Source organism: Streptomyces sp. CAU 1734 (assembly GCF_039888735.1).
Classification (GTDB): domain Bacteria; phylum Actinomycetota; class Actinomycetes; order Streptomycetales; family Streptomycetaceae; genus Streptomyces.
Genome location: NZ_JBDQQP010000017.1, coordinates 152,504 through 178,698, shown reverse-complemented (window position 1 = coordinate 178,698; position 26,195 = coordinate 152,504). Strand labels below are relative to the sequence as shown.

Sequence of the window (26,195 nt, the reverse complement as noted above, 5' to 3'; positions counted from 1 at the left end):
CGCCCGATGACGCGATCCGTGCTCTATGTACCGGGCGACGCCCCGGAGAAACTGACCAGGGCGCTGCGATCGGGGGCCGATGAGCTGATCGTGGACCTGGAGGACGCGGTGCCCCCGGACAGCAGGGACGCCGCGCGGCGGGAAGTCGCCGGCCGGCTCCGCGAGGTCGCGGCCGGCGCCGTGCCGCTGCTGTGGGTCCGGGTCAACCCCGGTGAGCAGGGGATACGGGACGCGGCGGCCGTCGCCCTGCCCGGAGTGGCCGGAGTCGTCGCGGCCAAGGCCCGGGACCCCGCGGGGCTGGCCGCGCTCGGCCGTACCCTCGCCGCGGCCGAACACGAACACGGCCTGGCGGAAGGCACCTTCGGGATCATTCCGCTGATCGAGTCGGCGGGTGCCGTGCTCCTCGCCCCCCGGCTGGCCCGGGCGCCCCGCGTCGTACGCCTGCAACTGGGCGAGGCGGATCTCCGCGCCGAGCTGGGGGTGGATCCCGGACCGGACGGGCGGGAACTGCTCCATGTCCGCTCCCGGATCGTGCTGGCCGCCGCGGCGGCCGGAATCCGGCCGCCGGTGGCCCCCGTGAGCACCGACGTCCGCGATCCGGAGGGGCTGCGGGAGTCCACCCGGGCCTTCGCGCGGCTCGGGTTCCGGGGTCGTGCCTGTATCCATCCCGCCCAGATCCCGGTGGTCAACGAGGTCTTCACGCCCTCGCCGGAGGAGGTCGACCGCGCCCGCGAGGTGGTCACCCGCTTCCGGGAAGCACTCGCCGCGGGCACGGCCGTCTGTCTGGACGGGCGCGGCCGGCTCATCGACGAGGCCGTCGTCCGCCGGGCCCGCCGGCTGCTCGCGACCGCCGAGGCGTACGGAAGGCCGTGAATCGCGCCCGAGGCGTACGGAGTGCCGTGAACAACCCCCGAGCTGCGCGGAAGGCCGTGAGTCCCCGCCGCCCGGAGCGGGTCAACTCGTCCCTCTCCTGAACCAATCGCCCCAAAGGTATTGACGCCTTGTCGGCAAAGTTGTTTTATCCCCTAACAACTGGGAGGCAGCCGTGCCACATGTCCTTGTTGCCGGAGCGGGCCCCGTGGGCCTGACCACCGCCGTACTGCTCGCCGAAGCCGGGATGACGGTGGAGGTGTTCGAAGCCGGGGAAGCGATCAGCACCCAGCCCCGGGCCTCGACCTTCCATCCGCCGACCCTCGATCTCCTCCACCGCATCGGAATCGCCGAACCACTCATCGCCCAGGGCCTGAAGGCCCCGGTCTACCAGCACCGGGACCGCGAGCGCGGCCTGGTGGCCAACTTCGACCACGCCGTTCTCGCCGGGGACACCGCGTTCCCGTACCGGCTCCAGGCCGAACAGCACAAGCTCTGCGAGCTGTTGCTCGGCCGGCTCGGGGACACCGTCCGCTTCCGCCACCGGGTCCTCGCGGTCTCCCAGGACGACGACGGGGTCGCCGTCCGGGTCGAGGGCCCCGGCGGACCCCGGACCGCCCGGGGCGACTATCTGATCGACGCCGGCGGCGCCCCGGGCGCCGTCCGGGAGGCACTCGGCATCGCCTTCGAGGGCTTCACCTACGAGGACCGCTATCTCGTACTGCTCACCACCTTCCCCTTCGAGGACCACCTGGAGGGGCTGGAGAAGGTCAACTACATCTCCGACCCCGACGAGTACGTGGTGCTGCTGCGCGCGCCGGACGCCTGGCGGGTGCTCTTCCCCGTCAGGGAGGAGATCCGTGATCCGGAGATCTGGGAGCGCATGCTCCAGGGCGTGGTGGCCAGTCCCGTCCCCTACGAAGTCATCCACCACCAGCTCTACTTCATCCACCAGCGGGTGGCCGAGCGCTTCAGGGAGGGCGGAGTCCTGCTGATCGGCGACGCCGCCCACATCAACAGCCCCATCGGCGGCATGGGCATGAACAACGGCATCCACGACGCCTTCTCGCTGGCCGGGGCGATGAGCCGGCCGGACGGAACGGGAGACGGGCCGGACGGTTCCGGTGGCGGGCCGAAGAGCTCCGGTGGCGGGCCGGACGGCTCGGGAGACGGCCCGGACGGCCCGGACGGTGGCGGGCCGGACCGTGACAGGGCCCTGGACATCTGGGCCCGCCAACGCCGGGAGGTGGCCCTGGAGTACGTCAGGATCATCACCGACCGCAATGCCCGGGCACTGGGGGAGAAGGACCCCGGGCGCAGGCTCCTGGCACAGCGGGAGATGGCCGCCGCCGCGGCCGATCCCGTCCGGGCCCGGGAGTGGCTGCTCGACTCCTCCATGCTCAACGCCGTGCGCGGACAGGGACTGCTCCCGTGCTGACCGCCGGCGGGGAGCGCGCCCGCGGGGGAGGCACGCTCCCGCCGCGGATCACCGAGCAGCGGGCCCGGCTCGCCGTTCTCGTCCCCTCCACCAATACCGTCGTGGAGGCCGAGTACCAGGCCATGGCACCCCGCGGCGTCACCATCCACACCGGCCGGATGCATGTCCCCGCCCCCTCGGTGGCCAGCGACGACGACACCACCCGGCTGCTCGCCGACGTCCGTGCGGGGGTGCCCGGCGCCCTGCGTTCCGTCATGACCTGCGAACCCCGCCATGTACTGCTGGGGATGTCCGCACCGACCTTCTACGGATCGGTCGCCGGGGCCGAGGCGTACGAGGCGGAGCTCACGGCGCGGGCGGGGGTGCCGGTCACCGCCGGATCGACCGCCTGCACCCTCGCCCTGCGGGCACTCGGCGCCCGCCGGATCTGTGTCCTCAGCCCCTACCGGCCCGTCAACGACCGTGAGGTGCGCGCCTACTTCACCGGGGCCGGCTTCGAGATCGCCGGCTACCACACCCTGCTCTGCACCTCCGCCACCCAGATCGCCGAGGTCGGCGAGGAGACCATCGTCCCGGCGGTGGAACAGCTCGCCCGGGCCCGCCCGGAAGCGATCGTCCAGGTCGGCACCAATCTCTGGTTCGCCGCCCTGGCCGTGGACCTGGAACGGCGGCTCGGCATCCCGGTCGTCGCCATCAACACCGCCACCCTGTGGGCGGGGCTGCGGGCCGCGGGGATTCCCGACCGATTCGAGGGCGCCGGCCGTCTGCCGGCCGAACACTGAAGGGAACACCGCGCATGCCGACCGACATACTCAGCCCCATCGACGGAACGGTGATCGGGCACGCCGGGCGGATGGACGCCACCGCCGTCGATCTCGCCTACCGCACCGCGCGCAAGGCCCTGGAGGAGTGGCGCGAGGTACCGGCCGAGCGCCGGGGCAGAATCCTGCTGCGCGCCGCCGGCCTGCTGGAGGACCGGGTGGAGGAGATGGCCCGCACGGAGACGCTCAACACCGGGAAACCGCTGAAGGACACCCGGCGCGAGGCCGGACGGGCCGCCGCCTGCTTCGCCTACTACGGCGGGCTGGCCGACAAGGTCACCGGCGACACCCTCGATGTGGCGGGCCCCTTCCACACCTACACCAGGCGCGAGCCGTTCGGGGTGGCCGTCGGCGTCATCCCGTGGAATGTGCCCTATGTCTTCGCCGCGAAGAAGATCGCCCCGGCCCTGGCCTTCGGCAATGTGAGTCTCCTCAAGCCCGCCGAGGAGACCCCGCTGACCGCGCTGATGCTCGCCGAGGTGCTGGCCGAGGCGGGGCTGCCGGCCGGGACGGCGCAGATCGTCACCGGCGGGGCGGAGACCGGCCGGGCCCTGGTCGGCGACGAACGGGCCGATCTGATCGTCTTCACCGGCGCGGACGCCACCGGCCGGGTGATCGCGAAGGCCGCGGCGGAGCATCTCACCCCCGTCGCCATGGAGCTCGGCGGCAAGTCCCCGCAGATCGTCTTCGCCGACGCCGACCTGGACGCGGCGCTCGCCTCCGTCCTGCTCGGCGCCTTCAGCGCCACCGGCCAGATGTGCATCGCCGGCTCCCGGCTGCTGGTCCAGCGCGAGGTGTACGACACCTTCGTGGCCCGGCTGCGCGAGGCGGTGACCGGGCTGCGGGTGGGCGATCCGCGCGAGCCGGGGATCCAGGTCGGGCCGCAGGTCACCCCCGGACAGCGGGACAAAACCCTGGAGATGATCCGCACCGGCCGCGAGGAGGGCGCGGAACTCGCCGCCCAGGCGCCGTGCCCCGGCCCGGAATCCGGCGGGTTCTATGTGCCGCCGACGCTCTTCACCGGGGTGCACAGCGAGATGCGGATCATGCGGGAGGAGATCTTCGGACCGGTACTCGCGGTGATGCCGTTCGGCACCGAGGAGGAGGCCGTCGAGCTCGCCCACGCCACCGACTTCGGCCTCGCGGCCGGTGTCTGGACCAAGGATCTGGGCCGCGCGCACCGGATGGCGGCCAGACTGCGGGCGGGCACGATCTGGCTCAACACCTACCGGATGCTCTCCGACAGTGTCCCCTTCGGCGGTGTCGACCGCTCGGGGTACGGGCGGGAGGGCGGTCCCGAGGCCGTCCGCCTCTACACCTGGACCAAGAGCGTCTGGACCTCCACCGAACCGGGACTGCCGCCCGGCTACGACTTCTGACCCACCGTCTCCGTCCCTTCGACGCCGACACCCGGCCACCCCTCCCGATCACCCGTCTCCCGCCACCGCCGCCCGGACCCGTGCGGACCGTCCGCTTCCCGCCGACACCCGGCCACCCCTCCCGGCCACCCGTCTTCCGCCGGTCACCGGCCGGATCCGCTCGTACCGCCGCGCGATGAGCACACCCCCGTACACCCCCCCGCCGCTCCCTCAGGGCCGGCCCGTACCACCTCGCCACCCCTTTTATATGCATTCATCACCTGCCCACCACCGACAGGAGCCCTCTCCATGCTGATCGTCCTCGCGGGCGCGACCGGCCGCACCGGCCGCCGTCTCATCCCGCTGCTCACCGCCGCCGGGCACGGGACCCGGGCACTCACCCGCTCGGGCGATCCCGTGCCCGGGGCCCTGGCCCACCGGTGTGATCTGACCGCCGCCTCCCCGGGCGAACTGGACGCCGCCGTGGCGGGAGCCGGGGCCGTCGTCTGGCTCGCCGGGCCCGGCGGCGGGCCGGTGGAGAGCGCCGAGGCACTCGACAACACCGCCGCCACCGCCCTGATGGACGCCTGTGTGCGGCAGGGCGTACCGCGCTTCGTGCTCGTCACCTCCAAGGGGACCGACAACCCCGAGCGCTCCCCGGACTTCCTGCGGCCCTATCTGGAGATCAAGGCGAAGGCGGAGGCGCATCTCGCGGGCACCGGCCTCGCATGGACGATCCTGCGCCCCGGCGGACTCACCGACGAGGAGCCGTCCGGCCGGGTCGAGCTCGGGAAGGGACTCGGACGCGGCAAGGTCAGCCGGGGTGATGTGGCCGCCGTCGTCGCCGAACTCCTCGGCAGGCACGACCTCTCGGGCGGAGCCCTGGACGTGATCGGCGGGGAGCACACCCCCGCCGAAGCCCTGGACGCGCTGGCGCCCCGGCTGAACATCGTGGACTTCCTCTTCGACCTCGAACGTCTCGGCCGGGTCCATCTCGCCGTCTTCGGCGGCAGCACCGGCGAGGCCATGGCCGAGGCGAAGGCACACTTCACCGGCTGGCAGGTCTCCCCCCGGTACGTCAACTACTTCGAGGGCCCGGAACTGCACTTCTCCCGGTCCACCCGCTGGCGCGCCGAGTTCGGCGAGGGCCCCGGCCGGCACTCCGGCAAACAGGAGTACTGGGTCATGGTCCACAACGAGCTCGGCGAGGGGGTCTTCCGCTTCGGCCTGCTGCGGCCCGAGGGATCGGAGAACCACGATCCCGCGCTCGTCGCCGCCTTCCACGCCTTCCGCGAGCACTACCCACCCCCACCGTCCTGACGGCGGGGGCCGCGGGCCCCGCCCCGGCCCCCGCCCCACCCCATGACGTCAGGAAACCTGACGGAAGTGAGGTTCCGTTGGCAGCCCACATCCTCCGGAGAGCAGCCGCCATGGCGGTGGTTCTCCTGATCGTCCTGACTCTCGTCTTCTTCCTGATGCGCATGGCCCCCGGGTCCCCCGCGTATCTGATCGTGGGCGCGGACGCCACCGCGGCCGAGATCGCCCATGTCGAACGCGAACTCGGCCTCGACAAGCCGATGATGGTGCAGTACGCGGCCGAGCTCGGCCGGATACTCGGCGGCGATCTCGGCACCTCCATCTTCACCGGGGACACCGTCTCCCACGAGCTGCTGCTCAGACTCCCCATCACCCTCGAACTCACCCTGGTCTCGCTGCTCTTCTGGATCCCGCTCGCCCTGATCGCCGGACGGCTGGCCGCCGCCCGCCGCGACACCCCGGTCGACGCGGCCGTACGGATCCTCGGAAATCTCTCCATCGCGGTACCCGGCTTCTGGCTCGGCGCGCTGCTCATCCTGCTCTTCGGCCTCTATCTGCCCGGCATCCTGCCGTCCAGCGGCTGGGTCGGCCTCGCCGAGGACCCCATGGGCCATCTGCGCTCCCTCGTCCTGCCCGCCTTCGTCCTCGGCCTCGGCACCTTCGGGGTCACCGCCAACACCCTGCGCGTCTCCATGATCGAGTCGGTGCGCACCGACTACGTCCGGTTCGGCCACGCCATGGGACTGCCCGAGCGGCGGATCAACCGCTCACTCGCCTTCCGCAACTCACTCCTGCCCACCACCGCCGTCGTCGGCCAGCTCGTCGGTGTGATGCTCAGCGGATCGGTGCTCATCGAGAACCTCTTCAACCTGCCCGGAATGGGCCGGCTGCTGGTCGACAGCATCCGCCGGCAGGACTATCCGCTCGCCATCGGATCGACCCTCTCCCTCGCCGTCTTCTTCCTGCTCGCGAATCTGATCGTCGACATCCTCTACGCGGCCCTGAACCCTCGCGTCCGGCAGAAATTCGCAGGTACCTGAGCCATGCCCACCATCTCCCCACCCCTGGTACGAGCCGCCCGCCGCCGCCGGCTCGTCGTGAAGGGGCGCCATGTCAAACAGATGACCGTCATCGGTGTCCTCCTCGTCGCGTGCTATCTGCTGCTCGCGATCCTCGGCCCGATGCTCACCGCGGACCCGCTCCAGCGCACCGGGGACCCGCTCTCCGCGCCCTCGGCGGCCCACTGGTTCGGCACCGACCACCTGGGACGCGACCTTCTCTCCCGGGTCGCCGCCGGCGCGCGGGTCTCGGTCCTGGTCGCCCTGCTCAGTGTCGGCATCGGACTTCTCTTCGCCCTCCCGCTCGGCATCTGTGCCGGCTACTTCGCCGGGCGGTGGCCGGACGAGCTGATCATGCGGGTCTTCGAGGCCATTCAGACGGTGCCGCTCTTCGTCTTCGCGATGGTCGTCCTCGGCATCACCGGAGTCTCCTCCTTCCATCTGGGACCCATCGAGGTCAGCGCGGCCGGAAAGATCGTGCTGCTGATCGCGATCGCCGCGACCCCCTACTTCGCCAGGATCGCCCGCGCGGCCACCCTCGCGGAGATCCAGGAGGACTACATCTCCGCACTCCGGCTCCTCGGTGTCTCCCGGCGCCGGGTGATCATGGACGAACTCCTGGTCAATGTGCTCCCGCCGGTCATCGTGCAGAGCTGTCTGTGGATGGCGGTCGCCGTCTTCGCCGAAGGCGCCCTCGGATTCCTCGGGGTCGGGGTCCAGCCGCCCACCCCGACACTCGGCGGAGTGATCGCCGACGCCACCCGCTACATGATGGCCGGCGCCTGGTGGTACTGCGTCATGCCCGGTCTCGTCCTGCTCGTCGCCACCGTGGGCTTCGGCCTGCTCGGCGACGGAGCCAATGACCTGCTCGACCGAGGAGAGCGCTGATGACGCCCCCGCACCGACGGCCCCCACTGACACCGATCCCGACCCCGATCCCGCCCGTGCCCGCCTTCCCGTCCCCGCCCGTGCCCGCCGCCCGCGCGCCCCGGGAGCTCTGATGTCCACCCAGTCCCTGCTCACCGTGCGCGATCTGAATGTCGTCTTCGACACCGCGCGCGGCCGGGTCCCCGCCGTCCGGGACGTCTCCTTCGACCTCGCCCCGGGCGAGATCCTCGGCCTGGTGGGGGAGTCGGGCAGCGGCAAGAGCACCGTCCTCTCGGCGATCATGCGGCTGCTGCCGGGCGTCGCGGTCACCACCGCCTCGGCCATGCGCTTCCGCGACAGCGATCTGCTCACCCTCGGCGGCGACCGACTGCGCGGCATCCGGGGCACCGGTATCGGACTGATCCCGCAGCGCCCGATGACCTCGCTCAGCCCCGTCACCCCGCTGCGCAAGCAGCTCCGCTGGTTCCTCGGCGACCTACCGCAGTCCGAACTGGAGGATCTGCTCGACCAGGTGGGACTGCGCGCGGTCGCCGAGCGGCTGGACGGCTACCCCTTCGAATTCTCCGGAGGCCAGCTCCAGCGTCTGCTGATCATGCTCGCCGCACTCGCCCGGCGCCCCGCGCTGCTGCTCGCCGACGAGCCCACCACCACCCTCGACGCCACCGTCCAGGCCCAGGTGCTCCGGCTCATCCTCGATCTGCGCGAACGCCTCGGACTGGGAGTGGTCTTCGTCAGCCATGACCTCGGCGTGATCGCCCAGGTCTGCGACCGGGTCGGGGTGATGTACGGCGGACGGCTCGTCGAGGCCGCCCCGATCGGCGAACTCTTCGACCGGCCCCGCCACCCCTACACCCAGGCCCTGCTCCGCGCCCTGCCCAGCCGCTACAGCCGCGGCCAGCGCATCAAGGTCATCCCGGGCACCGCCGAGGGCGCCAACCGGGCCCCGGGATGCGGATTCGCCCCGCGCTGCCCCCGGGCCGACGACCACTGCCGCCGGCAGGAGCCCGAGACCCGGCTCGTCGGCACCTCGCTGGTGCGCTGCCACTACGCCCAGAACACCGGGGAGGCCGCCGCATGACCGCCGCCATCGAGGCCGAGGGCCTGACCAAGCACTTCACTCTTAAACAGGGCAGGACCAGGGGAGTGGGCATCAATCCGGGCTCCTGGTTCCGGGCCCGGGGCTCCCGGACCGTGCATGCCGTCGACGACGTGGGCTTCCGCGCCGAGAGCGGCCGGACCCTCGCCATCATCGGGGAGTCCGGGTGCGGCAAGTCCACCGTCGCCAAGCTGCTGCTCGGACTCACCCCCGCCACCTCGGGATCGATCCGGGTGACGGGCGAGCGGCGGATCCAGATGGTGGCCCAGAACCCGTGGTCCGCCCTGAACCGGCGCAAGACCATCGGCCACGCCCTGCACCAGCCGCTCAGGATCCACCGGCGGGACCTGGACGCCGCAGGCCGGGAGGCCCGGGTCCATGAACTCCTCGGACTCACCGGTCTCTCCCCGGACTTCCTCCGGCGGTACCCGGCCGATGTCAGCGGCGGCGAACTCCAGCGGGTCACCATCGCCCGCGCCCTCGCCGCCGAACCCCGCGTCCTCGTCCTGGACGAACCCACCGCAAGCCTCGACGTCAGCGTCAAGGCCGGGCTGGTCAATCTGCTCTGCGACCTCCGCGACGACCTCGGCCTGACCTATCTGCTCATCACCCATGAGCTGGATGTCGCCCGGCTGCTGGCGGATCAGGTGCTGGTGATGTACCTGGGGCACGTCGTCGAGTCCGGCACCGCCGAAGCCGTACTCGGCGATCCCGCCCACCCCTACACCCGCTCGCTGCTCGACGCGGTCCCGGTGCCCGACCCGCGCCGCCGCAAGGAACTCCGCCCGCTCCCCGGCGAGGTGCCCTCCGCCGTTGACCCCCCGAGCGGCTGCCGCTTCCGCACCCGCTGCCCGCACGCCCTGCCCCAGTGCGCCACCACCCGCCCAACCGCACGGGAAACCGGCACCGGACATCTGACGTCCTGTCACCTCACCGTTTGGAGCCCGTCATGACCGCACTCCCACCACCCTCCAGACGCACCGTCCTCTCCCTGACCACCGGCCTGCTGGCCTCGGCCGCCGTCACCGGCTGCGCGGGCGCCGACAGCTCCGGCGGCGGGGGCTCCTCCGGCACCCTCTCGGTCGGCCTCTTCGAGATCCCCGTCGGCTACGCACCCCTCTACTCCAACTCCCAGAACGTCCGCTGGGTGACCGAGCCCGCCACCGACACCCTGCTCACCCACGACCCCGCCGGGAAACTCGTCCCGCACCTGGCCGAGTCACTGCCCGCGGCGGGCGCCGGCGGCCTCTCCTGGACGATCCGCCTCCGCACCGGCGTCCGGTTCCACAACGGCGACGACCTCACCGCCGAACATGTCGCCGCGAGCTTCAACTTCATCCCCGGCAGCCGGGGCAGAAGCCAGTTCCTGTCCCTGCTCGCCCCCTGGTTCCGCCGCGCCGTCGCCGTCGACCCCCGGACCGTACGGCTGGAACTGGCCATGCCGTACGGCATCCTCCCGGACCAGCTCGCCCGCATCCCCATCAGCCACAAGGACTTCATCGCAGAGAAGGCCGAGCTGGTGGCGACCGGTCCGTTCCGGGTGGCGAAGGTCGTCACCGGCCAGTCCATGCGGCTCACCCGCTTCGACGGCTACTGGGGGCCCAAGCCCGCGCTGTCGGCGATCGTGATGACCTCGGTGCCCGACCCCTCCACCCGGCTGGTCAATCTCCGCGAGGGGAAGATCCACATCGCCACCGGGGTGCAGCCCGTCGACATCGCGGCCATCACCCGGGACCGCTCGCTGCGGCTCCACGAGGTGCAGGGCACCGGCGGCATCCGGGCCATGATGAACATGACCCGCAAACCCTTCGACAACCCCGACTTCCGGCGCGCCCTCGCCTTCGCGATGGACCGCGAAGGGGTGCGCGAGGCGGTCTACCACGGCGAGGCGGAGATCGCGCAGGGCCCGCTGGGGCCCAATGTCACCGGCCATGAGCCCGGCTACCGGCCCTACCCCGCCGGACCCGACCCCGACCGCGCCCGGCAGCTCCTGCAACGCTCGGGGGCCCCCGGCGACACCACCTTCAAGATCATGGTCTCCACCAGCGGCGCGGCCCGGGACATCGCCCAGGTCTTCGCCGAGAACTGGGGCAGACTCGGCCTGAAGGTGACGCTGGATGTCGCCGACCCGGCCAACTGGAACCGGCGCTGGCTGGTCAGGGACTACGACATGTCCCTGACCGTCCAGGAGTACGGGCTGGTCGGCGGGGCGATGCCGCTCTCCCAGCTCACCGTCTACCGGGCCGCCTCCCGGCAGAACCCGGGCTACCGCGACCCCGCCTTCGACCGGGACTTCGCCACCCTCTTCGGCACCCGGGACACCGCGGAGCGCGACCGGATCGCCGCCCGGCTCAACCGCACCCTCACCGAGCAGGCCGTCGAACTGCCGCCCGTTTACCCCAGACTTCTCGTCGCCCGCAGGGCGGAGGTCAGCGGCATCGACGAGCGGGCGCTGACCTACGGCCGGCTCAATCTGCGCGGTGTCCGCATCGGCGGCTCGTAACACCCCGCCGGCACCGCACCGGGCCGGCCCGGACACCTCGCCGGCTCATGTCCCCAGGCAGCAGAACAGCGGAACAGGAGAGAACGCACCATGCTGGGACTCAACGACCAGCCCGTCACGGGCACCGAACGCGCCTATCTCGACTTCTATCTCGGCCTGCGCATCGGCTGGGCCAAACTCCACCACCCCCTGCTGGACGTCTTCGACGCCCGGGCGAAGGAGTGGGAGGCCGGACACGGGCACGCACCCGAGGAGACCGCCGAGATCGGCGAGGTCATCGAGGACTCCGCGCTCTTCCGCTACTTCATGTACCTCCAGCGCCACACCCAGCTGCTGATGAAGTACGGGCCGCACGGCACCCACGCCTACATCGAGTCGCACCGGGCCGGGCTGGAGGAGCGGATCGCGGCGATCGAGGGGCTGGAGCTCGACCCGGAGCTGGAGATGCCCGCGTACTACGCCGATGTGGACTACCACCTGGAGAAGGGCGGCTACTGGCGGGACGACCTGGACGGACCGGTCTACGACTTCGGCACCCGGATCCACTTCGCGGGCCTGGAGAACGTCGGCTCGATCCACCGGGCGAAGACGGAGGCGCTGCCGAAGGGACCGTACCGCCGCATCATCGACCTCGGCTGCGGCACCGGCGACGGCACCTTCGGCCTGGCGGAGACCTTCCCCGGCGCCGAGGTGATCGGGGTGGACCTCGCGGCCCCGTTCCTGAAGTGGGCGCATCTCAAGGCCGCCGAACGGGGCCTGCCCATCCGCTTCCTCCAGAAGGACGCGGCCGACACCGGCTTCGAGAGCGCTTCGTTCCAGCTCGTCACCTCGACCATGATCTTCCACGAGATGCCGGCGGACCACATCTCCGCGATCATCGGGGAGAGCTTCCGGCTGCTGGAGCCGGGCGGCCGGTTCGCCATCTACACGGCGGGCGAACTGCCCACCACCTACGGCCTGTTCATGATGGACTGGCACGCTCATATCAACAATGAGCCATATATGTCGGACTTCTTCAGAATGGATCTGGAGAAGCCGCTCCTCGACGCGGGCTACGCCGATGTCGAGACCACCGTCGTGGACGCGTTCCGGCACGGCGACAAGAAGGCGTACGGATCAGCCGCTCCCCCCGACCCGCGCCGGGCACGGGCGGGCGGCTGGCGCATGGTCACGGGAAGGAAGCCGGCATGAACGAGAACAGCACCGCGCGGATCACCGACGGACAGATGGTCTTCTTCGAGGACCCCGCCGTGGACAAGCTCCTCGGCATGGTGCTCGCCCTGGCGGGCGAGACCTATGTCCTGCGCGACCGGGTCCGGGTCCTGGAGGCACTGCTCACCGACGGCGGTGCGCTGCCGGCCGGCGCCGCCGAGAGCTATGTCGTGCCCGCCGGTGACGAACCGGCCTGGCGGGCGGACCGGGACGCCTTCTTCGACCGGCTCCTCGGCCCGATCGCGGCCGACCTGATGGGCGCCGAGGCCACCCACCGGGCGGCCGGGTCATGACCGTGCCCGCCTGGCTGGAGCGTGAGCCGTCCCAGACCGAGGAATCGATTCTCTGGCGCACCAGCATGATCACCATACGCTCCGCCGACCAGCCGAGAGCGGTGCGCTGGTACCGCAATGTGCTCGGCTTCAAGCTGGAGTTCGACATCCCCATCCGGGTCCCGAACCGCCCGTTCCGGATGGCCGTGCTCGTCGGCCCGGACAACCGCCGGGTGGAGATCACCGGCAGGGGAGTGGCGGCCGGGGAGCCCGCGGACGTCTGGGACACCCCTGTCTCGGTGACCTTTCAGGTCCAGGATCTGGCCGTGGCCAAGGCCCATCTGGAGGCGATGGGGGTGCCGTACTTCACCCCCGAGTTCAAGGGCCAGTACGGCCGGCTCCTCACCGTGCTGGACCCCGACAACAACATCATCAAGATCCAGGCCCCGAACGCCCGCTGTGTCGGGGAGCAGAACCTGGAGGACCCCGACACCCCCCGCTACACGGCCGAGCCCCGCTACGTACCGGATCCGGAGCCGAAAGATGACTGAACAGACCCGGCCCAGGCCACCCCTGCCCGAGGGCTGGCGGCCCACCCTGCTCTCCCTGCGCCTGGCCAGAAAGCATCCGAAACTCTCCCGCGCGGTCATCAAATGGGAGATGAGGCGGGCGCCGAAAGCCACCGGCCCCGGCGATCTCTCCGATCTGCTCGCCCCAGGGCAGCGGAAACCGGCCGATTTCCCCGCCTACTATGTGGCCAACCCGGTCCACCACATGAACGGTCTGCACTGGATGCATCCGTCCATGGGCTACCGGCTGGAACGGATGGCCGAGGACTTCCCGCTCGGCAAGCGCGAACAGATCCAGTGGTGGGTGGAGAGCCAGGTGCTCGACCGCGGGGTGCGCCCCAAGCGCATCCTGGAGGTCGGCGCGGGCACCGGAGCGACCGCCTTCGTCTACGCCCAGGTCTTTCCGGAGGCCGAGGTGATCGGCGTCGATCTCTCGCCGTCGGTGCTGCGCTGGGCCCGCCGCCGGGCCGAGGAGCTGGGCATCCGCAATGTCCGCTTCTACCATATGGACGCCGGCAATCTGGAGCACTTCGAGACCGGCGCCTTCGATGTGGTCCACGAGTCCCATCTGCTGCACGAGATGCCCGCCTATCAGATCCGGCGCACCGTCGGCGAGATGGTGCGGGTCTGCAAGCCCGGCGGATTCCTGGGCTTCTTCGACTGGGCCATCCCGGAGAACGACGCCGACTGGCGCAGCCGGGAGCGGATGGTCCGCAGCAATGTCGAACCCTTCATGCTCGATTACGCACGGGCCGATCACCCGGCGCTGCTGGCCGAGTTGGGGTGCGAGGACATCGTGCGGGTCGAGCGCCACAGCCAGTCCGCGAGCTGGCATGCGCGCAAGGGTAGTCTCCGTTAGGTGGACAAGAATGAGGACGCGTTCCTCGGGTCGGAGAACCATCTCAGCGGGCTGCTGACGCTGACCTCCCGGCTCATTCAGGACCGCCTGTCCGCGGCGCTGCGGCCCCTGGGCGTCACCTATGCCCAGGCCGCGGCGTTAGTGAGACTCTGGCGCACACCCGACGGGCGCATGCTGCAGAACGACTTCGTCACCTCGCTGGCGCTGGCCAGAGCGTCGGGCACACTGCTGCTCGGCGATCTGGAGCGGGCCGGCCTGATCGTCCGCTCCCCGGATCCCACGGACGGCCGCCGTCAGGTGATCACCCTGACCGAAGCGGGGAGGGATCTGGAGACGGCCGTGTTCGAGGTCATCTCGGGCCTTCAGCGCGAGATCGAGGTCATCGTGGGCCGGGAGGACCTGGCCAGGACGATGCGGGTGCTGACCCAGGTGCTCTCCTGGCTCGAACCCGCCGCTCTGGCCGCACTCCCGGCCCGGGACCGGAACGTCCTCTCCCGCTGAGGCCGCCCGGCCCCCGCTGCGATCCAGTGGTCCGGATGCCGCTCTCCGCCCGGAGGTGCGGGAAGCGGCATCCGGACCTCGTACCCACCTGTTCCAGCCAGAGTTCGCTCACTATGGGTCATTGGTGACCCATTTCAAATCTGTACTGCCCCAATAGGGGCTCTCCGTTGCTACTTTCGGGATATGAGCAACCCCAGCAACCCCATATCCGAGATCGGGGCCCGCGGCCGCACCCGCCGGGCCATCCTCAGCGCCGCCGCGTCGGTCCTCTCCCGCAGCCGCGGTGCCACCCTGGCGGAGATCGCCGCCGCGGCCGGCATCGGGCGCAGCACCCTCCAGCGCTACTACCCCGACCGGGAGGAGCTGGAGTCGGCGGTCGTCGAGGACTCGCTCCGCCTGCTCGACGAGGCGCTGGCGGACGCGCGGATCGAGGAGGGCGCCCCGCTGGAGGCCCTGCGCCGGCTGGTCACCGCCATGCTCGGGGTGGGTGATCAGGTGCTCTTCCTCTACGGCGACCCGCGGATCACCGAGGCCGTCGAGGCACGGGAGGAGCCCGACACCGTGGCCGAGGACATCCGCCGGCTCATCGGGCGCGGCCAGGCCGAGGGGGTCCTGGACTCCGGGGTGGGGCCGGAGTGGATCGAGCATGTGCTGTGGGCCCAGGTGTCGGCGGGTTGTATGGCGGTCGGCGGCGGGGATCTCCCGCGCCACGGCGCCGCCGTCCAGGTCATCCGTACGCTGGAGCACGGCATCGGGGCCCGTCGTGCGTGACCCGGCCCGTGCGGTGACGAAGCCCGTGACGATTCTGGTGACGGGCGCGGCGGGCCATGTCGGACGCCATGTGGTCCGCGCCCTGCTGGACCGGGGCCATGAGGTGCGGGCACTGACCCGCGTGCCGCGGCCGGGCGTCTTCCCGGCGGGAGTACGGGTGTTCCGGGGTGACCTCGGTGAACCGAGCTCGCTGGCCCCCGCGCTGGAGGGTACCGAGCGGCTCTTTCTCTTCCCCGTCCCCGAGACGGCACCGGAGGTGGCCGGGCTGGCGCGGGCCGCGGGGGTGCGCCGGATCGTGGTCCTCTCCTCGGGGGCGGTGACCGACGGCTCCGACACCACTCACCATCTGCCGGTGGAGCGGGCCGTGGAGGAGTCCGGAGCGGAGTGGACCCATGTGCGCCCCGGTGAGTTCGCCATGAACAAACTCGCCCTGTGGGGACCCCCGATCCGGAGCGGGGGCGTCGTCCACGACGCCGCGCCCGATGACGGCTGGTTCCCCGTCCATGAGCGGGACATCGCCGATGTGGCGGTGGCCGCGCTCACCGAGGACGGTCACGCCGGGCGGGCGTACGACGTGAACGGACCCGAACTCCTCACCCACCGGCGGCAGGTGGAGCTCATCGGCGCCGCGCTCGGGACGGAGATCCGCCTGGAGACGGTGAGTCCGCTGCGGGCCCGCGAGATCTACCGGGCACAGGGCGGATTCGCCGCGGACAACGCCGACTTCCTCCTCGGCTTCGAGGAGTACGACGGCGGCCACGCGGCCCCCGGCGGGCCGGACGGGGACGGGTACGGTTCCGGTGGGCCGGATTCGGGCCGTCCGGCTTCCGGTGGCCCGGATTCCGGGCAGCTGGACCCCGGATCCGCGGTTCCCGGCCCGGTGGATCCGTTCGAGACGGCCGGCCCCGGCGGCGGGTACGGGACACCCGGGCCGATGCCCACCGCCGAGGCCGTCACGGGCAGACCCGCCCGGACCTTCGCCGAGTGGGCGGCGGACCACGCCGAGGACTTCCGCCCGCGCTGACCCGGGAACGGACCCGGCTCCGGGTCGTTGTTCCAAAGCTCCCGGCCCCCGCGGGGGCCGCCCGCGGGGCCCGGCGGACGGCCCCGCGACGCACGCGGCGCCGCACCCCGGCATCCGCCCCGCCCGCTCTCCGGCCCCCGCACCGCCGGGAGTTGGCCCGCCGTTCACCCTCCGGTCACCCCTGGCGTCCGGCCGGTCCCTAGGGTTCGGGGTGTGGACATACCCGTCATGGTTCGCTGGGCACTCCTCGCCCTGATGGCCGCGCAGCTCTTCCCGATCGTCTCCGCTCTCCGCCGCATGCGCCGCCCCGAAGCCGGACCGCGCGGCGAAGCCCGGCTGGACCTGGCCGACGCCCTCGGCTGTGTCGTCCTCCTCGGCGGTTTCGCGATCGACAACATGGCCGTCGCCCTCAGCGGCCTGGCGGTCATGGGGGTGGCCATCTCCCTGAGCGCGGGCCGCGAGCTCCGGGCCCGCCGCCGGCTCTGACCGCGCCGTGATTCCGGATGGTGCCGTGACTCCGGCGGGCGCAGTCATTCCGGCGCAGTCATTCCGGACGGCGCCGGAACCCGTCAGCCGGGCCGGGCCGCCGGGGCGCCCCCGTCCGTGCCGGGCTCACCGCGCGCCGGCTCGTCCTCGGCGAAGAGGCCCAGCTCGTGCCAGACACCGGAGACACGCCGCGCCGCCGCCCTGCTCGCGGCCGGATCGGTCGCCAGCAACTCCGCCAGCAGGCCGTACGCCACACTGGTCGCCGCGGTCATGGACTGGATGTTCGCCACCCCCTCGGTCGGGATCACCAGGACATGCGCGGCCTCCAGCGCGGGCGGCGCATGGCGGGTATCGGTGATCACACAGGTCACCGCGCCCGCCGTGCGGGCGACCCGCAGGGCCGCCGCCGTCTCCCGGTAGTGCTGCCAGAAGCTCCAGGCCACCACGCAGTCCCCGGCCTCCAGCCCGGCGAGGGCGTTGGCGAGCCGGGGCCCGCCCCGGTCCTCGTACTCCACGGGGAAGCCGCGGCTCGCGGCCACCATCGCCAGCGCGCTCGCCGCCACGGCATGGGTGCCGGAGGCGAGGACCAGGGTGCGGCGCGCGTCCCGGATGGCGCGCACCACCGCGCGGGCCGTCCCGAAGTCGAAGGACCGCTCCAGCTCCCGAAGATTCTGCGCGTCCCGGGCGAGGGAGGCGGCCAGCCGGCCGCCCTCGGCGCCGGACGGCGTCCCGGGGTCGAACCGCCGGCTGAGATGGGCCGCGCGCAACTCCGCCTGGAAACCGGGCCATCCGTCGAAACCCAGGCTCTGGGCGAACCGGACCACCGTCGCCCGGTTCACCCCGGCACGCGCGGCCACCTCGTCGGCGGTGGCGTACGAGCCGAAGGTGGGCTGGGTGGTCAGCACCTGCCGCACCTGCCCGGCCTTGGGGCCCAGCCGCGCCCCCGCCGCTAAACCGTCCAGCCACTGAGCGACGGTGGTCCCGTCGTCCTCGGGCGGCTGCCCGCCCCTGCCGCTCCCGGCACCGTTGTCGATCACCCGGCCATTCTCCCTCTGCACAATTTCGTGCATCAAGTGTTGTATGCACCTTCACGTGCAGCTATCGTCCACGCCATCAGGCACTGGCCAGGCGCCGCGGAGTCACAGCAACACCCTCAAGGAGCGCTGTCCATGTGCATTGACCCCAATACACCGCCTCCCTCGTCGCGGGTCACCCGCCGCGGGGTCATGGCCGCCGCCGCCGTACTGGCGGGCGGTACGGCGCTGTCCGGTGCCGTCACGGGCACCGCGGCGGCGGCCGGGAACACGGCCGGGGAACGAGGGGCGGCCGGGGGCGGATCCGGCCGGCCGCCGCGCGGCGGCACGCTGATCATCGACGGCGGCACCCTCCTCGACCCGCTCACCGGGCGGACGACCGAGGACGCCGTGGTCGTCATCGAGGACGGTATCGTCCGCGCCGCCGGCACCCGCAGGGAAACCCGCCAGGACGTCGCCGCCGTACGCGGCCGGGCGAAGACCATCCGGGCGAACGGCCGCTGGGTGCTCCCCGGCCTGGTCGACGCCCACATCCACCTCAGCACCCTCACCGACGCGCACCGGGCCATCAGCCTCGGCGCCACCAGTGTGCGCAGCGGTTCGACCGCCTTCTACCAGGACATCGCCCTGCGCGAGCTCGCCCGCTGGAATCCGCAGCGGGTGCCCCGGATGCGCGCCGCGGGCGTCTTCGTCACCCCGAAGCCCGGCGACACCGTGCTCGCCGACCCCGATCTCGCCCCGCTCGCCCTGCTCAAGGACGGTGTGCGCACCCCCGAGGCACTGCGCCGGCTGGTCCAGGTGAACCTCTCCCGGGGCGCCGATGTCATCAAGACCCGGGTCAACGAGCGGGCCGGCTCACCCACCGAGAACCCGCTCACCCAGGTCTACGACCGCGAGCAGCTCTCCGCCACCGTCGCCGCCGCCCGGCGCGGCGGAGCCGGCGTGCTCTGCCACAGCTACAGCGAGAAGGGCATCCACGACGCCGTCATGGCGGGCGTCGCCAGCATTGAGCACGGGGTGTACATGGGCGAGCGCACCATGCACGAAATGCGCCGGCGCGGTACGTACTTCACCCCCACCCTCGCCGCGATGGCGAGCCTGGCCGCCGACCCCGATCCGATCCTCGCCGAGCGGGGGCGGCTCTTCCTGCCCATCGCCCGGCGCGCCGTCCGCCGCGCCTTCGAGCTGGGTGTCCCGGTCGCGGCGGGCACCGACTCCTTCGGCGGCGCGATCGACCCCATCGGCCGGGAGATCGAGCTGATGCGCGAGGCCGGACTGCCCGCCCTCGACGCCATCCGCACGGCCACCACCGGCGCGGCACGGCTGATCGGCCTCCAGCGCACGGCCGGCCGCCTCGCCCGGGGCTTCCGCGGGGACGCCGTACTCGTCGACGGCGATCCGCTGCGCGATGTGTCCGTGCTCAAGGCACCCGCCGCGGTGATCAGCCACGGGTTCACCGTCGAACCCTGATCCGTGATCCCGGTCTCCGCCCCTCCCCGGGGCGGGGCCGGCCCCGGACGCCGGGGCGGGGCTCACCCGGCCCCGCCCCGGGCGGGTCTGCCGAGCCGGACGGGCACGCCCGGCGAGTACAGCACGCTGACCGGCTCCCCCAGCGGCCCGGGCAGCCCCGCAGCCGCCACCAGATCCTCCCGGCACTCGACCAGCTCGGCCCGGTGCAGCGGCCAGCGCGGGTGGTCGTTGGGGAGATGGGCGACACCGCCGGGGAAGGCGTTGTGCATTCCCCACCGGGCGGTCAGGAAGTGTTCCAGCTCCGTCGGCTCCCCGACGCGCTCGCCCTTCCGTATCGTGATCCGGCCGCCCGCGCCGCGCGGACCGGGCCAGCGCCGGGAGCTGGTGTAGACAAGGCTGTCGCCATCGGAGCGGACGGACATCCGGGACCAGAGATACGGCAGCCGGAAGCCCGCCCGCCCCATGACCACCGGTAGCAGCCGTGAGGCGTCCATCGAGCGGAACACCACACCCCGCCGGCCGTGCGCGTCCACCGAGTACAGGCGCACATTGGTCTCGGGGAAGGCGCCGAAGTAGGGGATTCCGGGCAGCCGGAACCAGCCGACCCGGTCCATCCGGAAGGCCACCAGACCGACATGGCTCATCCCGTCCAGAGTGTCGGGCACGGTCCCGGGCGGCATCAGAGGGGCCACGAGCGCCGGGTCCACGGCCCAGTGGACGAAGGCGAGATCCCGCCACCACTGGGTGAGCAGCGGACTCGCTATCCCCTCCGGGCAGTCGGGGCTGACGGGATCCGGGCGGCGCTCTGTGCTCGACATGACGGTCAGGATTCCAGACCGCCGGCGGCGGACCGGCCGGGCGGACGGCGGAGGGCCCCGCCGCCCGGATCACCGGACGACGGGGCCCTCCGCGGCTACTTGCCGGCGTACGCGTCGTACACGGTCACGCCGACCGAGCCGCCCCCGGTGTCGGCGGCCTCACCCCGCAGGGCGATCGTCTTCCCCGCGGCGGGGTTCTCGACGGTGATCATCCCCTTGACGACGGGCGTCCGCAGCCAGGTCGCGCCGCCGTCGTACGACACGGAGACGGAGAGGGAGCGCAGCCCCTCACCCGCCGCGGGCCCCTGCACCGTCACCGGGAAGGTCACCGTACGGCCCGCCGGAACCGTGCCGTCCAGGGCCACCCGCGCGCCGAACCGCACGGCGGACAGCGGAGTGCGCGTCTCGGCGTCCGTCGCCGGCGCGGCGCTGCGGAAGGTCCACGAGGCGTCGATCCGGCTCCCGGCGGCGGAGACGTCCGCGCCCCGGGTCACCGAGGTGGCCAGGGTGTACTCGGCGTCGTCCGCGCCGACCCGGTAGAAGTTCCAGCCGGTCAGCGCGTCCTCGCCCTCTCCGATCAGGGCCGTGCCCCGGTGGAGCGTGGTCCTGGCCGAGGAGTACGAGGAACGGCCGGTGTTGCCCCGGCCGTCGGAGAACAGCGGCACGACGAACTCCAGCCTGTTCCCCTGGCGGAAGACACCGCTGCGGCCCTCCTCCGTCAACGGGGAGTGCACGGCGGTGCCGAGCTTCACCCGGTGGCTGGTTCCCGGGCGGAAGTCCCGCTCCGGGGAGGTGTGGCCGATCTCCTCCCGGCCCTGGGCATTGAGCTGGGACCCGGACAGCGACCAGCGGTTGGCCTCCCCGTCGGTCGCCAGATAGTGGGTCCGTGAACCGGGCAGGGGGAAGGAGAAATCGGAGCCGAAGTCGACCCGCTCCTTCCCGCCCAGCGCCGTCGTGCGCCCCGTCTTGCCCGGGACGGAGGCGCCGAGGACCGCGGTGACCCTGGCGAAATCGGCGGCACCGAACTTCCTGCTGTATCCGGTGAAGAGCCGCTTCACCTCACCTCCGGCGGCGAGGCTGTACTGGGTCGAGGCGTCGCGCTCCCACTGGGCGTGGAAGACCTCCCTGAGCCGGACACCGGTGGGCTGCTCCGGCCCCAGCTGCGCGGTGCGGAAGCCGTCGAAGGTGGTGGAGGCGTGGTCCCCGAACTCCATGGACCGTTCACCCATGCTGACGGAGACGTTCGCCGAGGCGCCGGTCATCCGGGCCAGGGGGTCCGTGACGGTCATCTCGACGGGCTTGGTGGTGCGGGCGTCGACGGTGACCGCGGTGTCCCGCGTCAGCGCCAGCCTGGGCTGGACCAGCCGGTCCGAGCCGCCGGTCGCGTTCCACAGGCTGGAGAAGAGCGCGTAGTCGCCCTTCGGCAGCCGGAGCCGCTCGGTGCCGGTGGCGCTGCCGTGGAGGGTGACGGAGGAATCGCCCGGGGTGGTGCCGGTGAGCTGGTGCAGATAGGTGTAGAACTCCGTGCCGGGCCGGCCGTCCCGGCCCACGAAGTCGAGGGTCACGTCGTACGACTCGACCTCGCGGTCCACGGAGGCCGTCGACCGCACGGTCCGGCCGCCGCCGGCCGCGGTGACGACGGCGGTGTGGACGCCGTTGTTGTCACCGCCGATCCGGGTGTCCGCGGTGAGGGGCACGGCGGCGGTGGAGCCTGCGGGCACGGTGACCCGGTTCGCGCCGAGGGTGAAGAGGCCCGCGGGTCCGGGCTCGCCCCGGGGATCGAGCGCCTTGACCGTCAGATCCAGGGTGATGTCCCGGTCGCCGAGGTTGCGGTAGGTGATCTGCCCGGCGACGGGCCGGTCGTCGGTGTGCGGCCACCGCTGTACGCCGAAGGAGACGGTGGACTCGTCGGCGACCACGGTCTGCTCGATGGCGCGGTCGACGGCGATCCGGCCGGTGCCCTGCTGGAAGACGGAGTACCCGCCGTCCTGGGCGGAGGCGGTCAGCGCGGCCTTGAGCCGCTCGCCCGTCCAGGTGGGGTGGCGCTGCTTGAGCAGGGCCGCGGCGCCCGCCGCGTGCGGGGCGGCCATGGACGTACCGCCGATGGTGAAGTATCCGGCCGGGTTCTCGCCCACCTCCCCGGCGATGACGCTGCCGGGGGCCGAGGCCGCGGTGATGCCCACACCGGGAGCGGTGACATCCGGCTTGACCGCGCCGTCGTGCAGCGGGCCGACGCTGGAGAAGGGGGCGAGCCGGTCGGCGTCGTCCACGGCGCCGACGGTGAGGGCCGCCGCCGCGCTGCCCGGGGAGCCGACGGTACCGGGGGCCGGTCCCTCATTGGAGGCGGAGACGGTGAAGAGGACGCCCTTCTCCTTCGTCACCCGGTTGATGTGCGCTTCGAGCGGGTTGATCTCGGGGGTGTCACCGGTGCCGAAGCTCATGCTGACGATGTCGGCACCCCGGCCCACGGCCCAGTCGACGGCGGCGATGGCCCCGGACTCCAGGGTTCCGAAGTCGTTCATGACCTTGCCGTTGAGGATCTTGGCCCCGGGGGCGACCCCCTTGTACTTGCCACCGGACTTGGCCCCGGTACCGGCCGCGATCGAGGCGATGTGCGTGCCGTGCCCGTGCCGGTCCCGGGTGTCCGGGGAGGAGCTGAAGTTCGCCGCCCCGACGACCTGCGCCGCCAGATCCGGGTGGGTCTCGTCCACCCCGCTGTCCAGGACGGCGATGGTGACACCCCGGCCGTCGTAGCCGGACTGCCACGCCCGCGGGGCGCCGATCCGGCCCGCGCTCGTGTCCAGGTTCGCGGTGTACACCGCGTCCAGCCAGACCCGTTCGATTCCGGCGGCGGTCCGGGCGGCGGGAGCTCCGCCTCCGGCTTCCGTGAGGGCGGTCCAGAGCCCGCCCGGGTCCCGCGCCGGGAGTGTCACGGCGTCCGCGCCGATCGACGGCAGCGTGCGCGCCACCTTCGCGTCGGCGCGGACTCCCGCACGGGCCACGGCCGCCGACGCGCCCGTGTACTCGACGATGACCTTCAGACCGTCGCGGTAGGCCCGCCGGCTCTCGGCGCCGCTGAGCACGGTGACATCGAAGAGCCGCTTGTCGAGGACGCCGCGGGCGATCAGCCGCTCGGCGTCGGCCGGGACGGCGAAGGTGTGACCGCGCTCGGCCCAACTCCGCACGGGTACGCTCTCGCGCCCCTCGGCCCGGTCGACGGCCACGACCCTGCCCGCGGTGTTCACACCGACCCGGTCACCGGTGATCAGAGTGACCCAGCGGGTCCCGCCGGCGGAGGTCGCTTGGCCCTCGGAGGCTTCCGCGGCTCGTCCTTCGCGGCCCGGATCGGGGGGTTCCGCGAAGGAGGCGGTACTGGCCGGTCCGGCGACGAGGGCCGCCGCCATGAGTGCCGTGGTCGCGGCCACGGCACCACGGTTCTTCCGTGTGCTGGAGAACAAGGTGACTCCCTGCTCGGCGGGGTCGGGGGGTGAAGTGCCGGGAGTGGCCCCGCTCCCCACGTCCCGCGGAGAAGAGGAGGGGCGGCCTCCTTCCGTTGCCTCGGCCTGGTGGATGGCCGGAACGCGACCATCGGATGTCTCTCCGGGAACGGCGGCGCCCCGCCGCGCTCCGCCGATCCGGGAGACGGCCGCCGCCGGTGGCTGTCACCCGCCGGGATCGGGGTCGCCGCTGTTCAGCGGCTGCCCGGGTGCGCTCACCGCCGGACGGAGCGGCCGGTGCCGGCCGCTGGCCGGGCACCGAGGGGAGTGCCATCGGCCGGATGTGTTTCCGGGGCCCGGCCGCCGGTGTGCCTGCGGCCGGAGAGCGGTGTTTGCGCCACAATGGGCGGCGCGCGGCCCGGGCGGACGGGGCGGGCTGTCATACGGCCCGGACACACGGCCCGGGCGGTTCGGGACAGCCGAACCGGCGCCGGTGGACGCCGGGTTCCACCGCCGGACGGTGGCACGGGACGGAACGGTGGTGGTTGTGGCCGGCCCCGAAGCGCTCAGACGGGCACGGGTCATGGCGCGGCTCTCGCTGGCCGGCGCGGCGGCGGCGGTCGCGGCGCTGGTGTTCGCGGTCCGCTGGGGCGGTCTGCTGATCGTGACGGGCGGCCTCGCGGCGCTGCTCGTGGCCGCGGCCGGTACCTGGCTGGTTCTCGCCCGCCGGGGGCCGCGCCGGGTGGCGGGGGTGCTGCTGCTGGTCGCCGCCCCGATCGCCGTGATCGTCCTCTACACGACCCACGGCCTCTGGGTCCTCGCGCTGGTGGCCGTGGCCCTGTGGCTGGCGGCGCTGGGCTGTGCGCGGTCGGCGCTGCGGTGGGCCCGGCCGCCCGGAACCATGCGCTTCGAGCGCCGCCGCCCGCCGCGCGCCCCGGTGCTGATCATGAATCCGAAGTCGGGCGGCGGCAAAGTCGTCCGCTTCGGCCTGGTGGAGAAGGCGGAGCGGCTGGGCGCCCGGGTGATCGTGCTGCCCGCCGGCACCCGGGCGGATGTCACCGAGCTCGCCCGGAGCGCCGTGGCCGATGGCGCGGATCTGCTCGGAGTGGCGGGTGGCGACGGCACCCAGGCGCTGGTGGCGGCCGTCGCGGCCGAGCACGGTCTGCCCTTCCTGGTGATCTCGGCGGGCACCCGCAACCATCTCGCGATGGATCTGGGCCTGGACCGCGAGGACCCCTCCCGCTGTCTGGACGCCCTGACCGAGGGGGAGGAGGTCCGGGTGGATCTGGGGTTCGTGTCCGGCCGTCCCTTCGTCAACACCGCCTCGTTCGGGGTGTACGCGGAGATCGTCCAGGATCCCGGCTACCGCGACGACCAGGCGGGCACCGCGCTGGCCGCCCTGCCCGATCTGCTGCTGAAGGAGCCCGGCGAGCGGCTCGAAGCGCTCGCGGACGGCACCCGGCTCCCCTCCCGGCAGGCGCTTCTGGTCAGCAACAACCCCTACGCCGAGGGTGATCTGCTCAGGTCCGGGCGCCGGCCCCGGCTGGACCGGGGAGTGCTGGGCGTCATCGGCATCCAGGTGGAGAGCGCGGCGCAGGCGGCGGAACTCGCCCTGCTCGGAGCCCAGGCCGGCGGACTGACCCAGCTGACGGCCCGCCGGGTGGAGATCACCGCGCCCGCCGCCCGCGAACTGCCGGTCGCCCTCGACGGGGAGGCCCTCACCCTGCCCGCCCCCGCCGTGTGCACGATCCGCCCGCGCGCACTGCGCGTCCTGCTTCCCCGCCGGCGCCCCGGTGCCCCCAGGAGCCGCCCGAGGGCGAACTGGCGGCACATCGCTCTGCTCGCTCTCGGCAAGCCGGTCCCCGCGCCGGAACGGGACTGAGCGCCGCCGGCGCCCTCGGCGTCCCCGCACCCGCCGTGGAGGCGTCCCCGCACCCGCCGCCGGGCCCCGGTCAGCGTTCCGCCAGTGGTGCCGGTGCCTCCTGGACGTACCAGCCGTTGCCGTCCGGGTCGGTGAAGGCGAAGAAGGAACTCCAGGGCTCGTCCCGGTAGCCCTCGGCCCACCCCTCGGGGCCGAGATGGTGCAGCGGAGTCACCTCGACGCCCCGCGCGGCCAGTCCGCTTCTGGCGGCCCTGATGTCCGGTACGCACAACTGGAGGCCGTGCAGGGAACCCGGAGTCATCTCGGGCTGCCCCGGCAGGGGCGGGAATCCGCTGCCGAAGGCCAGGGAGCAGCGGGAACCCGGCGGGGTGATCTGGACCGCCCGTCCCTGCCCGCCCACCGGAGTGTCGTGGTCGAGGGTGAAACCGCACCGGTCGACGTAGAAGTCCTTCGCACGGTCGACGTCCGTGACCGGGACCACGATGAGTTCGACAGTCCATTCCATGCCGCG

Annotated in this window: 24 protein-coding genes; 20 read left to right on the top strand and 4 right to left on the bottom strand. The window is 72.5% G+C overall.

All coding sequences use genetic code 11. The annotated features are described in order from the left end of the window. Positions 1 to 6 precede the first annotated feature (6 nt). The 18 genes from AAFN69_RS28800 to AAFN69_RS28715 all read left to right on the top strand — a co-directional run bounded on the left by AAFN69_RS28800 (position 7) and on the right by AAFN69_RS28715 (position 17,043). On the top strand, positions 7 to 873 hold the full coding sequence (locus AAFN69_RS28800) for a CoA ester lyase (RefSeq protein WP_347731781.1): 867 nt from the start codon (positions 7 to 9) through the stop codon (positions 871 to 873). 172 nt (positions 874 to 1,045) lie between these two features. Then, on the top strand, positions 1,046 to 2,308 hold the full coding sequence (locus tag AAFN69_RS28795) for an FAD-dependent monooxygenase (RefSeq protein ID WP_347731780.1): 1,263 nt from the start codon (positions 1,046 to 1,048) through the stop codon (positions 2,306 to 2,308). Continuing rightward, a complete protein-coding gene (locus AAFN69_RS28790; protein ID WP_347731779.1) occupies positions 2,302 to 3,090 on the top strand; it encodes a hypothetical protein in 789 nt (262 codons plus the stop codon). The genes AAFN69_RS28795 and AAFN69_RS28790 overlap by 7 nt, the downstream gene beginning before the upstream one ends. A 14-nt stretch (positions 3,091 to 3,104) precedes the next feature. Beyond that, on the top strand, positions 3,105 to 4,508 hold the full coding sequence (locus AAFN69_RS28785; RefSeq protein ID WP_347731778.1) for an aldehyde dehydrogenase family protein: 1,404 nt from the start codon (positions 3,105 to 3,107) through the stop codon (positions 4,506 to 4,508). A gap of 288 nt (positions 4,509 to 4,796) precedes the next feature. Next, positions 4,797 to 5,807 (top strand): SDR family oxidoreductase, encoded by a 1,011-nt coding sequence (locus AAFN69_RS28780; RefSeq protein WP_347731777.1) that lies wholly within the window; start codon positions 4,797 to 4,799, stop codon positions 5,805 to 5,807. 77 nt (positions 5,808 to 5,884) lie between these two features. After that, complete coding sequence (locus AAFN69_RS28775; RefSeq protein WP_347731776.1) at positions 5,885 to 6,844, top strand: ABC transporter permease; 960 nt, start codon at positions 5,885 to 5,887, stop codon at positions 6,842 to 6,844. 3 nt (positions 6,845 to 6,847) lie between these two features. Then, a complete protein-coding gene (locus tag AAFN69_RS28770) occupies positions 6,848 to 7,750 on the top strand; it encodes an ABC transporter permease (protein ID WP_347731775.1) in 903 nt (300 codons plus the stop codon). 112 nt (positions 7,751 to 7,862) lie between these two features. Continuing rightward, on the top strand, positions 7,863 to 8,828 hold the full coding sequence (locus AAFN69_RS28765) for an ABC transporter ATP-binding protein (RefSeq protein WP_347731774.1): 966 nt from the start codon (positions 7,863 to 7,865) through the stop codon (positions 8,826 to 8,828). Next, a complete protein-coding gene (locus tag AAFN69_RS28760; protein WP_347731773.1) occupies positions 8,825 to 9,799 on the top strand; it encodes an oligopeptide/dipeptide ABC transporter ATP-binding protein in 975 nt (324 codons plus the stop codon). The genes AAFN69_RS28765 and AAFN69_RS28760 overlap by 4 nt, the downstream gene beginning before the upstream one ends. Continuing rightward, positions 9,796 to 11,349 (top strand): ABC transporter substrate-binding protein, encoded by a 1,554-nt coding sequence (locus tag AAFN69_RS28755; RefSeq protein ID WP_347731772.1) that lies wholly within the window; start codon positions 9,796 to 9,798, stop codon positions 11,347 to 11,349. Before AAFN69_RS28760 ends, AAFN69_RS28755 begins: the two co-directional genes overlap by 4 nt. A 90-nt stretch (positions 11,350 to 11,439) precedes the next feature. Continuing rightward, a complete protein-coding gene (locus AAFN69_RS28750) occupies positions 11,440 to 12,540 on the top strand; it encodes a class I SAM-dependent methyltransferase (protein ID WP_347731771.1) in 1,101 nt (366 codons plus the stop codon). After that, the gene (locus tag AAFN69_RS28745) at positions 12,537 to 12,854 is read left to right on the top strand and encodes a hypothetical protein (protein WP_347731770.1); all 318 of its coding nucleotides are present in this window, start codon (positions 12,537 to 12,539) and stop codon (positions 12,852 to 12,854) included. The genes AAFN69_RS28750 and AAFN69_RS28745 overlap by 4 nt, the downstream gene beginning before the upstream one ends. Beyond that, positions 12,851 to 13,384 carry a VOC family protein gene (locus AAFN69_RS28740; protein ID WP_347731769.1) on the top strand — a complete coding sequence of 178 codons (534 nt, stop codon included), beginning with the start codon at positions 12,851 to 12,853 and terminating at the stop codon, positions 13,382 to 13,384. Before AAFN69_RS28745 ends, AAFN69_RS28740 begins: the two co-directional genes overlap by 4 nt. After that, on the top strand, positions 13,377 to 14,261 hold the full coding sequence (locus AAFN69_RS28735; RefSeq protein ID WP_347731768.1) for a class I SAM-dependent methyltransferase: 885 nt from the start codon (positions 13,377 to 13,379) through the stop codon (positions 14,259 to 14,261). Before AAFN69_RS28740 ends, AAFN69_RS28735 begins: the two co-directional genes overlap by 8 nt. Further along, positions 14,262 to 14,762 carry a MarR family winged helix-turn-helix transcriptional regulator gene (locus AAFN69_RS28730; RefSeq protein ID WP_347731767.1) on the top strand — a complete coding sequence of 167 codons (501 nt, stop codon included), beginning with the start codon at positions 14,262 to 14,264 and terminating at the stop codon, positions 14,760 to 14,762. 183 nt (positions 14,763 to 14,945) lie between these two features. Then, positions 14,946 to 15,533: a TetR family transcriptional regulator gene (locus AAFN69_RS28725; protein ID WP_347731766.1), complete on the top strand. Its 588-nt coding sequence runs from the start codon at positions 14,946 to 14,948 to the stop codon at positions 15,531 to 15,533. A gap of 25 nt (positions 15,534 to 15,558) precedes the next feature. Beyond that, the gene (locus AAFN69_RS28720; RefSeq protein WP_347731765.1) at positions 15,559 to 16,557 is read left to right on the top strand and encodes an NAD(P)H-binding protein; all 999 of its coding nucleotides are present in this window, start codon (positions 15,559 to 15,561) and stop codon (positions 16,555 to 16,557) included. Positions 16,558 to 16,770: 213 nt separating this feature from the next. Then, entirely contained in the window at positions 16,771 to 17,043 is a 273-nt protein-coding gene (locus AAFN69_RS28715; RefSeq protein ID WP_347731764.1) for a hypothetical protein, read from the top strand. A gap of 83 nt (positions 17,044 to 17,126) precedes the next feature. Here AAFN69_RS28715 and AAFN69_RS28710 read toward each other — a convergent pair whose 3' ends face one another. Continuing rightward, positions 17,127 to 18,080 carry a MurR/RpiR family transcriptional regulator gene (locus AAFN69_RS28710; protein ID WP_347731763.1) on the bottom strand — a complete coding sequence of 318 codons (954 nt, stop codon included), beginning with the start codon at positions 18,078 to 18,080 and terminating at the stop codon, positions 17,127 to 17,129. Positions 18,081 to 18,212: 132 nt separating this feature from the next. On the opposite strand from AAFN69_RS28710, the gene AAFN69_RS28705 reads away from it, so the two are divergent. Further along, positions 18,213 to 19,547, top strand: coding sequence for an amidohydrolase family protein (locus AAFN69_RS28705; protein WP_347731762.1), 1,335 nt, complete (start codon positions 18,213 to 18,215; stop codon positions 19,545 to 19,547). Positions 19,548 to 19,609: 62 nt separating this feature from the next. On the opposite strand, the gene AAFN69_RS28700 is transcribed toward AAFN69_RS28705, so the two are convergent. Together AAFN69_RS28700 and AAFN69_RS28695 are read right to left on the bottom strand one after the other, a co-directional pair. Further along, on the bottom strand, positions 19,610 to 20,365 hold the full coding sequence (locus AAFN69_RS28700) for a DUF2071 domain-containing protein (RefSeq protein WP_347731761.1): 756 nt from the start codon (positions 20,363 to 20,365) through the stop codon (positions 19,610 to 19,612). A 95-nt stretch (positions 20,366 to 20,460) separates the two neighbouring features. After that, on the bottom strand, positions 20,461 to 23,823 hold the full coding sequence (locus AAFN69_RS28695) for a S8 family serine peptidase (RefSeq protein ID WP_347731760.1): 3,363 nt from the start codon (positions 23,821 to 23,823) through the stop codon (positions 20,461 to 20,463). A 562-nt stretch (positions 23,824 to 24,385) separates the two neighbouring features. Here AAFN69_RS28695 and AAFN69_RS28690 point away from each other — a divergent pair. Then, a complete protein-coding gene (locus AAFN69_RS28690; RefSeq protein ID WP_347731794.1) occupies positions 24,386 to 25,684 on the top strand; it encodes a diacylglycerol kinase family protein in 1,299 nt (432 codons plus the stop codon). Positions 25,685 to 25,754: 70 nt separating this feature from the next. On the opposite strand, the gene AAFN69_RS28685 is transcribed toward AAFN69_RS28690, so the two are convergent. Beyond that, on the bottom strand, positions 25,755 to 26,189 hold the full coding sequence (locus tag AAFN69_RS28685) for a VOC family protein (RefSeq protein ID WP_347731759.1): 435 nt from the start codon (positions 26,187 to 26,189) through the stop codon (positions 25,755 to 25,757). Positions 26,190 to 26,195 lie beyond the last annotated feature (6 nt).

Excerpts from the sequence above, each read along its gene's own strand:
- AAFN69_RS28785 (WP_347731778.1), top strand. The coding sequence starts at position 3,105 with ATGCCGACCGACATACTCAGCCCCATCGACGGAACGGTGATCGGGCAC.
- AAFN69_RS28760 (WP_347731773.1), top strand. The coding sequence starts at position 8,825 with ATGACCGCCGCCATCGAGGCCGAGGGCCTGACCAAGCACTTCACTCTT.
- AAFN69_RS28745 (WP_347731770.1), top strand. The coding sequence starts at position 12,537 with ATGAACGAGAACAGCACCGCGCGGATCACCGACGGACAGATGGTCTTC.
- AAFN69_RS28725 (WP_347731766.1), top strand. The coding sequence starts at position 14,946 with ATGAGCAACCCCAGCAACCCCATATCCGAGATCGGGGCCCGCGGCCGC.
- AAFN69_RS28700 (WP_347731761.1), bottom strand. The coding sequence starts at position 20,365 with ATGTCGAGCACAGAGCGCCGCCCGGATCCCGTCAGCCCCGACTGCCCG.
- AAFN69_RS28740 (WP_347731769.1), top strand. The coding sequence starts at position 12,851 with ATGACCGTGCCCGCCTGGCTGGAGCGTGAGCCGTCCCAGACCGAGGAA.
- AAFN69_RS28685 (WP_347731759.1), bottom strand. The coding sequence starts at position 26,189 with ATGGAATGGACTGTCGAACTCATCGTGGTCCCGGTCACGGACGTCGAC.
- AAFN69_RS28800 (WP_347731781.1), top strand. The coding sequence starts at position 7 with ATGACGCGATCCGTGCTCTATGTACCGGGCGACGCCCCGGAGAAACTG.
- AAFN69_RS28690 (WP_347731794.1), top strand. The coding sequence starts at position 24,386 with ATGGCGCGGCTCTCGCTGGCCGGCGCGGCGGCGGCGGTCGCGGCGCTG.
- AAFN69_RS28705 (WP_347731762.1), top strand. The coding sequence starts at position 18,213 with ATGTGCATTGACCCCAATACACCGCCTCCCTCGTCGCGGGTCACCCGC.
- AAFN69_RS28765 (WP_347731774.1), top strand. The coding sequence starts at position 7,863 with ATGTCCACCCAGTCCCTGCTCACCGTGCGCGATCTGAATGTCGTCTTC.
- AAFN69_RS28770 (WP_347731775.1), top strand. The coding sequence starts at position 6,848 with ATGCCCACCATCTCCCCACCCCTGGTACGAGCCGCCCGCCGCCGCCGG.
- AAFN69_RS28755 (WP_347731772.1), top strand. The coding sequence starts at position 9,796 with ATGACCGCACTCCCACCACCCTCCAGACGCACCGTCCTCTCCCTGACC.
- AAFN69_RS28780 (WP_347731777.1), top strand. The coding sequence starts at position 4,797 with ATGCTGATCGTCCTCGCGGGCGCGACCGGCCGCACCGGCCGCCGTCTC.
- AAFN69_RS28750 (WP_347731771.1), top strand. The coding sequence starts at position 11,440 with ATGCTGGGACTCAACGACCAGCCCGTCACGGGCACCGAACGCGCCTAT.
- AAFN69_RS28735 (WP_347731768.1), top strand. The coding sequence starts at position 13,377 with ATGACTGAACAGACCCGGCCCAGGCCACCCCTGCCCGAGGGCTGGCGG.